This is a genomic window from Vibrio tarriae (assembly GCF_002216685.1).
Taxonomy (GTDB): Bacteria; Pseudomonadota; Gammaproteobacteria; order Enterobacterales; family Vibrionaceae; genus Vibrio; species Vibrio tarriae.
The window spans coordinates 921781-935043 of sequence record NZ_CP022353.1; the positions used below are offsets into that span (position 1 = coordinate 921781).

Sequence of the window (13263 nt, forward strand, 5' to 3'; positions counted from 1 at the left end):
GGCTAGAGTGTACAATGCTCCGTCTATGGAAGTTGTGTAGAGCAAGAGCAATGAGCCACATACTCGATACTATAAATACAGTTTATCCCTTTCCCCCAAAACCTATCCCTCTTAGGGATGAGGAAAAGCAAGCTTATATCGCTGAGATCAAACAACTCTTAATTGAGAAAGATGCGGTGTTGATTGCTCATTACTATACGGATCCTGAAATTCAAGCGCTTGCTGAAGCGACAGGTGGGTTTGTGGGTGACTCGCTAGAGATGGCAAAATTTGGCAACCGCCATCCAGCCACAACCTTAATTATTGCGGGCGTACGTTTCATGGGAGAGTCAGCAAAGATTTTGACCCCAGAAAAACGCATCTTAATGCCGACGCTCGAAGCGGAGTGCTCCCTCGATCTTGGTTGCCCAGCAGACAAGTTCACTGAGTTTTGCGATGCACACCCTGATCATACGGTAGTCGTGTATGCCAATACCTCAGCGGCGGTGAAAGCGCGTGCCGACTGGGTGGTGACATCAAGCATTGCTCTGGAAATTGTTGAGCACTTAGATTCTGAGGGTAAACCTATTATTTGGGGTCCAGATCGACACTTAGGTGCTTATATTGCTAAGAAAACGGGCGCTGACATGCTGTTATGGCAGGGCGGATGTGTCGTGCATGATGAGTTTTCTGCTGATGCTCTGCGTAAGATGAAGGCACTTTATCCTGATGCTGCGATTTTGGTTCATCCTGAATCGCCTGCGAGTGTTGTTGAATTGGCGGATGCGGTAGGCTCAACAAGCCAACTCATTAAAGCGGCTAAGACATTACCACAGCAGAAAATGATTGTTGCTACGGATAAAGGCATCTTCTTTAAAATGCAGCAAATGGTTCCCGAGAAGGAGCTGATTGAAGCTCCAACCGCAGGTGCGGGAGCGACTTGCCGTAGTTGTGCGCATTGTCCTTGGATGGCGATGAATGGCCTTCAGGCTATTGCACAAGCACTGCGTGAAGGTGGTAAACAGCATGAAATTTTTGTGGATGAAGCGCTGAGAGTGAAATCACTTATCCCGCTTAATCGTATGTTGGATTTCGCTGAACAACTGAATTTAAAAGTGAAAGGCAACGCGTAAGTAAGCTGTCTGTTGTGCTGAAAATAGACATGCCCATCGCCTTAAAAAATGGGCATGTCTGGCAAACATGATGGCTACTGAGCTTCAGCTAACGTGACACCACGTTGTGTGATTCCACACAACATCACTGGAATCGCATGATAAATTTCAGCAAATTGCTCTAAACCGGTGAAGCCTTGCTCATAAAGTGTGGCGATCGATGTTTCAGGATCGTAGAGCATACTTAATGAAAGAAGCACGCCACCAAGCAGGGTATTATCCGAACTATTTTCTGGCATCAACACCTCCCAATCATCACGCGCTAATTGCCAACCTTGTAGCATCCCCTCGCAAAAATCACGTACCTCTTGATTCACGATTTCTGCCTCATCCAACAAGTAGCCAGTTGGCCATTGCCAGTTGCCTTCTAGTAGCTGAGATCGTGTTTCATTCCAAAGTGCGATGATGTGCTCGAAATAGTTTTCTAATTGGATAGGATCCGAAAAAGGTGCAATCTCTTCTCCACCCCATAAGAAGGGGAGCCATTCTTCAGGGGGTAAGACATTAGGACAGCAAGCCATAGCGGTAACAAAACCGACGGTTTTAGCTTGATTGAGGAGTTTGTTTTCTAATTCTGGCTGCTGCAGGATTTCTTGTAAGGTTTGCATGAGATGTGAGTGCTCAATAAATATCAGTGCGCCCATTTTATCTGGAAAGCGTGCTCAGGGCATCCGCTTGTTCTCTCTGTTCAGCGTTTAAGGCTAAATTTCCAGCCTAAGAATGTTAGTTTGTGCACAGCACCATGGAAAATTGATGGGAAAAGAAAGCCTGACAGAATAATTTCGCTATAATTTTGTAAACAAAAAATAATTCAGTTGGTTATGGCTATTCGCTCCTCGCTTAAAAAGAAAAGTATTCTAGCGCTTACCATTTATTTGGCCTTCTTCCTTGCGATTGTAGGGACACTGAGTTATTGGGGGCTTGAGGTTCCATTTAGAAAAGAGCTGAAAAATAATCTAGCTCTGAGAGCGGAGTTACTGGCGACCCAAATCCGTGAGCCGTTGAATAACTCGATAGGGGTTCTGCAGAGTGTTACCAGCATTGGCAAAAGCGCTGCCGATAAGGAAGAGCAAGAGCGCATGCTGCGCTCACTATTTTCTGTTGTTGGCGGAGTGATCATTAGCGGCGGGTTGTGGCCGGAACCCAATCTATCGGCAACTGACCCCTCACTACGATATGACAGCTTGTTTTTTAATAAAGCAACCGATGGACAGGTTGACCAACTGAGCTCATGGAATAACCCAAAAGCAGGGGGCTATGACCGAGAAAGCTGGTACCTGGCTGCAGAGCGTGAAGCCGAAGGGCTCTATTTCTGGTCACCTGTCTATGTCGACCCCTATACTCGTGTTGAAATGATCACGGTCTCGACTCCTTATTATCGTAACGGTCAGTTTGCGGGCGTTGCTACCGTTGATCTCTCACTTGAAAGCTTAATCCAATTCGTTGCTGCGACAGCAGAGCAGTACAACTTAGGTGTGAATCTTAAAGATGCCTTTGGGGTTGAGGTCGTCTCACATAACTTCCGCACTTATGATAATGCCTTGATCAGTTACTATAACTTTGGAGAGTTCAATTGGCAGATTGAAGTAGTGAATGCCAATCAACACGTGGATGAAATCATTTTCGACTTAATCATTAACATCGAAAAAGGATTGATGCCGATCCTGCTGCTCTGTGTGATGGTGGGATATTTTTTAATTAGCCATTACTGGATCCGTCCAATTGTATTAATTGCGAAAAGGGTGAGTGAGTCGAGAGAGGGAGAAATCATAGATATTCGATACAAATCTCAGGATGAGATCCGCCATCTTATTGATACTTTTAACCAAAAAACGATTTACTTAGAGGCAGAGAAAGTTAAAGCTCAGGCCTCGACCAAAGCGAAAAGTGCATTTTTAGCCACACTCTCTCATGAAATTCGAACGCCGATGAACGGCGTACTCGGCACCGCGCAAATCTTATTAAAAGATGAATTGACGCCTAAGCAGAGACAACACCTCACCAGTCTCTACGAATCGGGCGAGCATATGATGTCATTACTCAATGAGATTTTAGATTATTCGAAAATAGAGCAGGGCAAATTCGAGTTGGATTACAGTGCATTTCCGCTCAAATCTATCATCGGCAGCATCAAAAGCATCTATTCCAGTCTTTGCGTGGAAAAAGGACTGAAATTCCAACTGAACTCAGAAATTGCCGATGGACGGTGGTACTACGGTGACAAGGCGCGTTTGCGGCAAATTATCTTCAATCTGCTTAGCAATGCGGTGAAATTTACCGAAGTAGGCTTTGTCGCTGTAGGGTTAAGTGAAGAAAGCTGTGGCGATGAGAATTACTTGATCATCAAAGTGCAGGATACGGGGATCGGCATCGCACAAGAGTCATTAGGGCGTATCTTTAGGCCTTTTGAACAGGCGGAATCACACACAACACGGCGTTTTGGTGGTACAGGTTTAGGCTTGGCCATTGTTAAACAGATTGCGGAATTAATGAATGGCAGTGTTTTAGTGCAAAGTGAAGTCGGGAAAGGATCCTGTTTTAACGTGAGAGTCAAATTAGCGATTACCGAACCGGTGACCGAAGATGTTAAACCTACTAAAGCTAAGACATATCCCGGTTTACGGGTACTAATTGTCGAAGATAACCGTACGAATATCATGATTCTGGAAGCTTTTATGCGAAATAAAGGTTTTGAGTGTCATAGTGTGATGGATGGTGCACAAGCTATTGCGGCGTTACAGGAAAGCTCGTTTGATCTGGTGTTAATGGATAACCACATGCCGTTAAAAGATGGTATTCAAGCCACCAGAGAAATTCGTCAGTTGCCACTGCCACAAGCCAAGATACTGTTGTTCGGTTGTACCGCCGATGTCTTCAAAGATACCCGAGATAAAATGCTCTCTGCAGGGGCGGATGACATTATCGCTAAACCTATTGCAGAGCATGAGTTGGATAGGGTGCTTGAACAACACTCAGAGCGCCTGTACCAGTTTCATCGCGAACCTTCTTTACCATCGGTAGAGTAAATCACTCTGTTTCTTCCTTCCTTCCTTCCTTCCTTCCTTCCTTCCTTCCTTCTTTCTTTCCTTTTTTTCCTTTCTTATGCGTGTGGGCAAGTTCGGCTGGCAAGAATCTGTCTCAGCGTGATGTAATAAAATTACCAAACTTAAACTCAAAAACTGATGTTTTGACTATTAATGCGTAAAAATAGCTGTAGATGCTATTTTAGTTTCATTTTTTGGTTTTTTATTTACCTCTTGAGTTTAAAAACAAAGCCTAAAACTAATTTTTGTATGATTTAATAGTTCCATAGACTGCTAATTTGGAATTCTGGCAGTGACATGTTTGGTAAAGATTGCAAAATTGTAGTGATATATTTTATAGGGGATGTAAATGAAAGCTCGTGGTCCGTTTTGTATTCGTCATGCAGCGGCTGATACTTTTGCGATGGTCGTCTTTTGTTTTGTAACAGGCATGATTATTGAAATTTTTGTGTCTGGAATGACCTTTCAGCAATCACTCGCTTCCCGAACCCTTTCCATTCCCGTTAATATCGCGATTGCTTGGCCGTATGGTGTGTTTAGAGATTATGTTCTTCGCCAAGGGCGCAAAATTTCCCCAACCGGTTGGATGAAGAATCTCTCCGATCTCGTGGCTTACGTTCTCTTTCAATCGCCGGTTTATGCTGCCATTCTCTTCACCGTAGGCGCTTCTACCGATCAAATCATTACTGCTGTGGCCACCAATGCATTGGTGTCGTGTGGAATGGGTGTGTTGTACGGCTATTTCCTCGATATGTGCCGCCGTTGGTTTAAAGTTCCGGGCTATACGGTATCTGAAAGTTGATATTTCTCAGACATTTAGCTTTTATCCCTTCCTACTTGAAGCGGTAGCGCTGTTGGCTATGTTTGTTCACCCCAATTACATAGTTTATCTATGCTAATGGGGATTAATTAACAATCTGTTTCCCTACAACGCCAATTCGTAAAAAGATTGGAATGGACCCAAAATGAAAAACCCAGCTTCGCTAAAACGAGGCTGGGTTGGTTTATTAGCTTCACACGAAACTTTTAGAAGAAACCGAGAGGATTCACGTCGTAGCTGATCAGTAAGTTTTTGGTGTTCTGGTAGTGGTTCAACATCATTTTGTGGGTTTCACGCCCAATGCCCGATTTTTTATAGCCACCAAAGGCCGCATGCGCGGGGTAAGCGTGGTAACAGTTGATCCAGATCCTTCCAGCTTGGATATTTCTTCCCATACGGTAGGCGAGGTTTTGGTCACGGGTCCAAATACCTGCACCGAGGCCGTATTCGGTATCGTTGGCCAATGCCAATGCTTCGGCTTCGTCTTTAAAAGAGGTAATGGCAAGTACAGGGCCAAAAATTTCTTCTTGGAAGATACGCATTTTGTTGTGGCCTTGCAGTAGGGTCGGCTGAATGTAGTAACCTTGACCGAGCCCCCCATCTTGTTTGGCAACATTACCCCCAAACAGCACTTTCGCCCCTTCTTTTCGGCCAATATCTAAGTAACTCAGGATCTTGTCAAACTGCTCTTGAGATGCCTGTGCACCCACTTGGGTATCGGTATCCAGTGGGTTACCTTGTTTGATGCCTTTCGCCCGCTGCGCGACTTTGGCTACAAAGCGATCATAGATAGATTCATGAACAAGAACGCGAGAAGGGCAGGTACACACTTCGCCTTGGTTGAAAAAGCCCAGCAGTGTACCTTCGATACATTTCTCTAAATAGGTGTCTTCGTGGTCAAAAATATCTGGAAAATAGATATTAGGTGACTTCCCACCGAGCTCTACGGTCGATGGAATTAAACTCTGCGCCGCACATTTTAGAATGTGCTGACCCACTTGGGTTGAGCCCGTAAACGCTAGTTTGGCAATGCGTTGACTGGTGGCCAAGGCTTGGCCTGCTTCACTGCCAAAACCGTTGACCACGTTGATGACGCCAGCGGGAATGAGATCGGCGATTTTCTCGATCAACACCAAAATCGACGTCGGGGTTTGCTCGGCAGGTTTGAGTACCACACAGCAGCCTGCAGCAAGGGCAGGAGCTAACTTCCACGCCGCCATCAGCATTGGGAAATTCCACGGAATGATTTGTCCCACCACTCCGATTGGCTCAGGAAAATGGTAACTGGCCGTATGGCTATCGAGCTCAGCGGCGCTGCCTTCTTGAGCACGAATGCAGCCTGCAAAATACCGGAAATGGTCAACCACCAGAGGGAGATCGGCCGCTAGAGTTTCACGCACCGGTTTACCATTCTCCCAGCATTCCGCAACCGCAAGCTGCTCTATGTTTGCTTCAATCCGATCGGCAATTTTCAGTAGCAGGTTAGAGCGCTCAGTCACACTGGTTTTTGCCCATGCTTCACGCACTTGATGTGCGGCATCTAACGCCAAATCAATATCTGCTTGGGTTGATCGAGCGACTTGGCAATAAACCTGTCCATTGACGGGTGAAATATTACCAAAGTATTCACCACTGACAGGTTTAACCCATTGGCCGCCAATGAAATTATCGTAATGGCTCTTGAAGGTGATAACGGCGTTGTCACTACCCGGTTGTGCATAAATCATAACTCGTCCTTTTGTTTTCGGTTTGGGTGTTACACAGTGTCGAAATGCACTGCTTTATCCCTTTCCTACTTGAAGTGGCTGCTCCAAGCGGTTCGGGTATTCCAACGCTATAACGCAAATCACAGGCCAACATAAATGAACTTGTTGTTAATCTTGTGTAACGCTATGGTTAACAAAAGGATCGCAAGTAACAGACAAGGTTACCGTACTCGATGAGATGATGTGTACGAGTGTTCAAGTGTTACAACATGACACACCCAGAGTGTGAGGAAATGGAACAGTGATGCAACTTCAACAGCTTAGCCATGTTAATTGGCTGGTGAACTCTTGGCAGCGTAGTGAACAGGCGGGGTTGACCCAGCAGAGTCGTGCGCAAGATATTCGTTTGAGTGACAACAAACTTAAGGAGCGTCGCCAAGAGCTCGCGGGGCTGATTGATACGGTCAGCCGATTTGCACTACCGCTGTTCTACCAACTGTTTGCACACAGTGACAGCCGTTTAATTTTGACCGACCAACACGGTGTGATCATCGGCAGTTGGGGGCAAGCGAGATTTCGTGAAAAACTGAGCCAAATCGCGCTAAGCTCCGGCGCATGTTGGCAAGAGCCGATCAAAGGTACCAACGCTATTGGCACGGCTTTGATTGAGCAAAAACCCATTTCGGTGATTGGTGAGCAGCACTTTATTCAGCATCATCACTTTATCAGTTGTTCCGCGAGCCCGATTTTTGATTATGCCGGCCAGCTGATTGGGGTGTTAGACATCACCAGCGAGCAGCAGAAACACACTCTTTCAACCCAAGTTGTGGTACAAAACATGGTACAACTGGTTGAAAATCAGCTCCTTAACCAGATACCACATGGCCATGTACGAATCGATCTCGCTTGTGAACCCTCGTTACTGAGCAGTGGCTGGCAAGGCGTAATTATTGCGGATGAATCGGGCCAAATATTGGCGCATAACCAAGTCGCAGGTCAGTTATTAGCGCAAGGCACAGTGATTGGTCAATCGGTGGAGCAGGTGTTGCCACGGCCACAGACGCATGCATCATTTATCTATACCACCACACCGCTCCACTCCAAACGACATCGTACCCGTTCGTTAACCCCCGCAAGTGATCTGCATTTTGGGGATGCGGAGGTGGAGCGCTGCTGGCAACAGGCTAATCGTGTAATTGATAAAGATATCCGCTTGCTGATCCTTGGCCAAACTGGGGTGGGTAAAAATGAATTTGTTAAAGCGCTGCACAAAAATAGCCAGCGTAAAAACGGCCCTTTAGTCGCGGTAAATTGTGGTGCGCTGGCAAAAGAGTTGGTGGAGGCCGAGCTGTTTGGTTATGTCGCTGGCGCCTTTACCGGAGCCAGTCATAAAGGTTACCAAGGGAAAGTGCGTTTAGCCGACAAAGGAATTCTGTTTCTGGATGAAATCGCTGATTTACCCCTAGATGCACAAAGTCGCTTACTGCATGTGTTGCAAGACAAAACCGTGCTGCCGGTGGGTTCTAATCACGCCACCAAAGTCGACATTCAGATTATCGCTGCGACTCACAAAAACCTTGAACAGTTGGTCACACAAGGGCTGTTTCGCCAAGATCTTTACTACCGACTCAGTGATTTGGTTGTCGAGCTGCCCAGCTTCCAGCAGCGTAAAGATAGACAAGCCCTGATCCACCATATTCATCACCGCTACAGTGATCCTAGCCAACAAATTTGTGGTGACTTAATGCAAAGGCTACTCGCTTATCACTGGCCGGGTAATTTACGCGAGCTGGATAGCTTAATCAAAGTCGCGAGTTTGATGGCTGAAGGCGAGGGGATACTCACTTTCAATCATCTGCCGACACATCTTGCCCAAAAACTCAGCCACGCGTCGATGCCTATCGCTGCGGAGGATGATCAACAGAAAGACATCAAATCCACGGTAGAAGCATCCTTACTCAAAACCTACCAAGCAACGCAAGGCAACATTAGCCAAACCTCGCGTTTGCTCGGGTTGAGCAGAAATACCATCTATCGAAAATTGAAAGCGTTGGGGATACTGAAGTAAGATTGGCAGCTTCACGTTACCAAGGGTGGGCGCAGCTTAGTCGCCTATTCCCATTTTCTGCCTGATGAAAGGCGGATTTTCACAGAGAACCCTCTAATGAACCAACAAGTTAATAACCCGCTGCATGGCCTAAGCCTAGAAAAAATCGTTACTCGCTTGGTGGAGCATTATGGCTGGAGTGGGTTACATCAGCGCATCAACATCAACTGCTTTGCAAGCGACCCATCGATTAAATCGTCGCTCAAGTTTTTGCGCAAAACTCAATGGGCGCGCGATAAGGTTGAGGCACTGTATATCTCCACCTTTAGCTAATCCCTACGCTTTCGAGGCGCTCAATATAGATGAATTTAATGGGAGGCTAATTAAGGGTGTAGAATAGGTTCGGCGTTGAGCCTTGAGTCAATAATAATTAAGTAGGAAGCAATGGAAAAAATTGCCATTTTGGTTGATGTACAAAACGTGTATTACACCTGCCGCGAGCGCTATGGTCGGCACTTTGATTACAATCAGTTTTGGTCGCAAGTGACGCAAAATCGCACTGTAGTGAAAGCCAATGCCTATGCGATTGCCAGTAAAGATCCGCAGCAGAGGCAATTTCATCATATTTTACGAGGGATTGGCTTTGAAGTGATGCTAAAACCCTTTATCCAGCGCAGTGATGGTAGCGCGAAAGGGGATTGGGACGTCGGCATTGCCCTTGATGGCTATGAATTAGCTCAAGAGGTAGACACTGTAGTGCTCGTTTCTGGTGATGGTGATTTTGAGCCTTTGGTGACCAGAATTGCGCAACGTTTTCAGGTTAAGGTGGAAGTGTATGGCGTGCCGAAACTGACTGCGCAACATTTAATCGATGTTGCCAGTCAATTTCATCCGATTGAGCACAGCCTATTACTGTAATACGCCATCGTTCTGCGAGGGTGTATCAGTGTTTGAATTGCTGAGATCGAGATCGGTGTTCGTTTCTTGTTCTGCGGCTAATTTAGCCCGATCTGCTTTAGAAATATAACGAGGCTTGTTGCTAGGGTGCAATTTCGCATGTTGTTTTTTAAGGCGTTTTTGCAATGTTTGATTAATTTTCTTTTTACGGTTCATCGGGTTGTGCTCGAAACAGGATGATTAGGTGTTGCCACGTTGTTGTCTAAATCTGTTGAATCTTTTCCAAGTTGCGATCTGATCCTTTGTGATGGTTAGACGGGTGGTGACGGCATAATGTTGTCACAGATGAGTTTATTATCAAAATAAAAGTTAGCGGATGGGTTATTTCTTGGATGCAATACCAATTCAAATTCATGATATTCCGTTGCTGCGCCAACGAGCGCTAACTTCTCAGCGGTTAATTGAACTGTAGTGACATAACTGTGGGCACACGAGAGAACAACATGATGATCTTTCAACCACTTTAGTGAGCCTAAGGAGATATTCTCTGCCGCAAGTGTTACAAGGGTTTTACTTTTAGTTGACCAGTGGAGTTGTGAAAGTTGTTCGGGTGTCGCAATGATTAAAGTTGGGCGTCGATAGGCAGTTTCGTGAATTCTGTGTGTTCTGCAGATCGAATCAATATCTTCTGTCAGAGGCTCAATAAGAACAATAAAATGAATGCGTGCACCTTCCCAAATCATTGCTGCATTCTCGTGATACTGAACTCCATCAAAAAGCCGTGTAGCTGAAATTGCCTTTAATGTCATTGTTTACTCCTTAAACTGAAATGCAGCCCCGAGTAGGCAAGCATCATAATCGCCATGAGCAGGAGTAACAGGAACGTGAAATACAGATGGTCTAGATTGAATAGCTTTGTTGAGGCGTTCAAGGTAGCCTTCCGCTAGGCCTATACCACCGCCTAAGACAATGATATCCAGATCTAAGCATGCTTTAAGATTGCAGCACAATGTGGCTACTGCTTGCACACTTCGATTGATGATCACTTCTGCTTTTGGGTTGAACGCTGCTTGCTGAAATAACTCAACATTGCTCATTTTCTCGATAAAAATGGCTTCGCTTTCTTTTTGAATCGCATTACCTGAAGCCACGGATTCAACACAACCTCTCTGACCACATCCGCATAATGGGCCTTCATTAGCTACCGACATGTGACCTATGTGTCCCGCTAAACCGCTATTTCCTTTGTGCAGCTTGCCGTCAATGATGATTCCACCACCCACACCAGTGGAAACCGTAATAAAAGCCATATTTAAGCGAGGGTTTTTTAACTGCACAAATTCAAACCACGCTGCGGCTTGCGCATCATTAAGAATTGATACCGGTTTATGTGTGAGTTGCTCTAGTGTTTGAGCTAATGGAAAAGGTACTGGGAATTTAAGAGTCTCAGGATTTATCGATGTGATGCCTTCTGGCGTTACATAACCCGTCGTTGATACGCCTACATAATCGATAGAAGGAAGCCATTCAGTGACCTTTTCGAGGATCGCTTGAACAAACTTGGTGGCGTCTTGCACCACAGGCGTTGCCATCTGGTAACGCTGTATGATCGTACCTTCTTCTACAATCGCTAATGCTATTTTTGTCCCGCCGATATCGATGGCTAGTGTGCGCATTTCCTTTCTCCCGCAGCTTGGGTTGCGTTATTGAACCATTGGGTAACCACTTCTAATCGAGTCAATGCAGAACCAACTGTTACGGCAACCGCACCAGACTCAATCGCTTTCGCTGCTAACTCAGGCGTATTGTATCGACCTTCCGCCATGGTAAAAAAGCCAGCTTCAGAAAACGCTTTCACAAGTTGGAAATCTGGAACTGTGGGTTCAATATCATCGACATAACCTGACAGTGTTGAGCCAACAATTTCGACACCTTGTGCATTAGCCCATAATCCATCCTCGAATGTGGAGCAATCGGCCATCGCAAAACATCCCGTGTTTTTGATTGCTTGCGCAATACGCTCCCGGCTTTCAGGACGTGTTCTATCGGTGGCATCAAAAGCAATGACCGTTGCGCCAGCATTTGCTAAGCCATCCACATCTGAAACAAAAGGAGTGATTCGAACTGGGCTATCAGGCAAGTCACGCTTAACGATACCTATAATCGGAATTGTTACTGCGGCGGATACAGCAGCTACGTTATTTACACCTTCAATGCGAAGCGCTTTTGCACCCGCTTGTTCTACGGCGATCGCCATTGCCACAATAAAATCGGTTTTATCGAGTGGGCTACCTGTTACAGGTTGTATGGAAACGACAGTTTGGCCGTTTAAAAATCGCTTTAACTCTTCGATATTCAAAAAATTCTTTCTCACGATGGGCCTCATTTTTCTTTTCTAAAACGTTTTTGATTTTTTGCTTGATGCACAAAAGGGCTCTGGTAACCAAATTTTGTTCGTCATCACACTTTGGGAAAAGGTGATTTGAAAATAATCTCCACCACAATGATAATTCATAACGAAGATTTTTTTCAAACGAAATAAAAGTTTTTTTTGAAAATGGTGAGACAAGGTGTAACAGGACAGAACAAAGGGAAAAATATGAAAACCATTAACAAGATTACTATCGGATTACTTAGTTTGAGTATCGTTGCTTCTGTAAACGCGGCGACGACTTTAAAGATGGGTATGCAAGCCTCTGTGGGGTCTGTGGAGTATAACTCTGCAAAGATGCTTGCTGATAAGTTAGAAGAAGTGAGCCAAGGCGAGCTTAAACTTGCTTTGTATCCAAGCGCCCAGCTTGGTGATGATCGTGCCATGCTTCAGCAATTGACGCTGGGGGATCTCGATATAACTTATGCTGAGTTTGGTCGCATGGGGCTTTGGATCCCGCGAGCAGAAGCGGTCATGCTACCTTATGTTGCGAAAGATTTTGGCCATTTACGCCGCATGTTTGAATCTGACTTTGGTCAAGGTGTTCGTGATGAAATGCTCCAGAAGTTCAACTGGCGTGCCTTGGACACTTGGTATAACGGTACCCGTGAAACCACTTCAAACCGTCCCCTCAATTCGATTGAAGATTTTAAAGGGTTAAAACTTCGAGTCCCTAATGCTAAGCAAAACCTCAATTATGCAAAGCTGTCTGGTGCCTCACCAACCCCGATGTCATTCTCTGAAGTTTATTTAGCGCTGCAGACCAATGCCGTAGATGGGCAAGAAAACCCGCTACCAACAATCAAAACAATGAAGTTCTATGAAGTGCAAAAGAACTTAGCGATGACACATCATATCGTTAACGATCAAATGGTGATCATTTCTGAATCTACGTGGCAGAAGCTATCTGATAAGGATAAAGACATTATTCAGAAAGCCGTGCAGAAAGTTGGAGAAGCTCATACACAGACTGTTAAAACCCAAGAGGAAGAATTGGTGTCCTTCTTCAAGAGTGAAGGCATCAACGTGACTTATCCAGATCTCGAGCCATTTCGAGAAGCTATGCAACCACTTTACAAGGAGTTTGACAATAACATCGGTCAGCCGATTGTGTCGAAGTTGGCAGCAATGTAAAGGGTAGGATTCTCTGTCTCATTAGATTAGCTG

The 13263-nt window shown here is 45.3% G+C and carries 12 protein-coding genes and 1 pseudogene; 7 read left to right on the top strand and 6 right to left on the bottom strand.

Annotation, left to right across the window (positions count from 1 at the left end; translation table 11 throughout):
* The first annotated feature begins 50 nt into the window (after positions 1–50).
* Positions 51–1112, top strand: a complete 1062-nt coding sequence (gene nadA / locus CEQ48_RS09855; RefSeq protein ID WP_089071119.1) for a quinolinate synthase NadA — start codon at positions 51–53, stop codon at positions 1110–1112.
* Between the two features lie 74 nt (positions 1113–1186).
* On the opposite strand, the gene CEQ48_RS09860 is transcribed toward nadA, so the two are convergent.
* Positions 1187–1759 carry a UPF0149 family protein gene (locus CEQ48_RS09860; protein ID WP_001194133.1) on the bottom strand — a complete coding sequence of 191 codons (573 nt, stop codon included), beginning with the start codon at positions 1757–1759 and terminating at the stop codon, positions 1187–1189.
* A 213-nt stretch (positions 1760–1972) separates the two neighbouring features.
* On the opposite strand from CEQ48_RS09860, the gene cqsR reads away from it, so the two are divergent.
* Together cqsR and CEQ48_RS09870 are read left to right on the top strand one after the other, a co-directional pair.
* Complete coding sequence (gene cqsR, locus CEQ48_RS09865; RefSeq protein ID WP_181722690.1) at positions 1973–4177, top strand: hybrid sensor histidine kinase/response regulator CqsR; 2205 nt, start codon at positions 1973–1975, stop codon at positions 4175–4177.
* A gap of 367 nt (positions 4178–4544) precedes the next feature.
* A complete protein-coding gene (locus CEQ48_RS09870; RefSeq protein WP_089071121.1) occupies positions 4545–4997 on the top strand; it encodes an L-alanine exporter AlaE in 453 nt (150 codons plus the stop codon).
* Between the two features lie 224 nt (positions 4998–5221).
* Here CEQ48_RS09870 and exaC read toward each other — a convergent pair whose 3' ends face one another.
* Positions 5222–6742, bottom strand: a complete 1521-nt coding sequence (exaC, locus tag CEQ48_RS09875) for an acetaldehyde dehydrogenase ExaC (protein ID WP_089071122.1) — start codon at positions 6740–6742, stop codon at positions 5222–5224.
* A gap of 283 nt (positions 6743–7025) precedes the next feature.
* Here exaC and CEQ48_RS09880 point away from each other — a divergent pair, with 283 nt between their 5' ends.
* The 3 genes from CEQ48_RS09880 to CEQ48_RS09890 all read left to right on the top strand — a co-directional run bounded on the left by CEQ48_RS09880 (position 7026) and on the right by CEQ48_RS09890 (position 9686).
* A complete protein-coding gene (locus CEQ48_RS09880) occupies positions 7026–8789 on the top strand; it encodes a sigma-54-dependent Fis family transcriptional regulator (RefSeq protein ID WP_198301254.1) in 1764 nt (587 codons plus the stop codon).
* A 96-nt stretch (positions 8790–8885) separates the two neighbouring features.
* A complete protein-coding gene (locus CEQ48_RS09885; RefSeq protein ID WP_089071124.1) occupies positions 8886–9101 on the top strand; it encodes a VF530 family protein in 216 nt (71 codons plus the stop codon).
* A 111-nt stretch (positions 9102–9212) separates the two neighbouring features.
* Entirely contained in the window at positions 9213–9686 is a 474-nt protein-coding gene (locus CEQ48_RS09890; protein ID WP_089071125.1) for a LabA-like NYN domain-containing protein, read from the top strand.
* On the opposite strand, the gene CEQ48_RS09895 is transcribed toward CEQ48_RS09890, so the two are convergent.
* From CEQ48_RS09895 to CEQ48_RS09910, 4 genes and pseudogenes are all read right to left on the bottom strand, one after another.
* Positions 9678–9881 (bottom strand): DUF2986 domain-containing protein, encoded by a 204-nt coding sequence (locus CEQ48_RS09895; RefSeq protein ID WP_089071126.1) that lies wholly within the window; start codon positions 9879–9881, stop codon positions 9678–9680. The genes CEQ48_RS09890 and CEQ48_RS09895 overlap by 9 nt on opposite strands.
* Positions 9882–10087: 206 nt before the next feature.
* Positions 10088–10474, bottom strand: a pseudogene (locus tag CEQ48_RS09900) (N-acetylglucosamine-6-phosphate deacetylase); the annotation flags it as partial.
* Positions 10475–10477: 3 nt separating this feature from the next.
* On the bottom strand, positions 10478–11341 hold the full coding sequence (locus CEQ48_RS09905; RefSeq protein ID WP_089071127.1) for an N-acetylmannosamine kinase: 864 nt from the start codon (positions 11339–11341) through the stop codon (positions 10478–10480).
* Positions 11329–12051, bottom strand: coding sequence for a putative N-acetylmannosamine-6-phosphate 2-epimerase (locus CEQ48_RS09910; protein WP_089071128.1), 723 nt, complete (start codon positions 12049–12051; stop codon positions 11329–11331). Before CEQ48_RS09910 ends, CEQ48_RS09905 begins: the two co-directional genes overlap by 13 nt.
* A 213-nt stretch (positions 12052–12264) precedes the next feature.
* Here CEQ48_RS09910 and siaP point away from each other — a divergent pair, with 213 nt between their 5' ends.
* Positions 12265–13230, top strand: a complete 966-nt coding sequence (siaP, locus tag CEQ48_RS09920) for a sialic acid TRAP transporter solute-binding subunit SiaP (protein WP_089071129.1) — start codon at positions 12265–12267, stop codon at positions 13228–13230.
* Positions 13231–13263 lie beyond the last annotated feature (33 nt).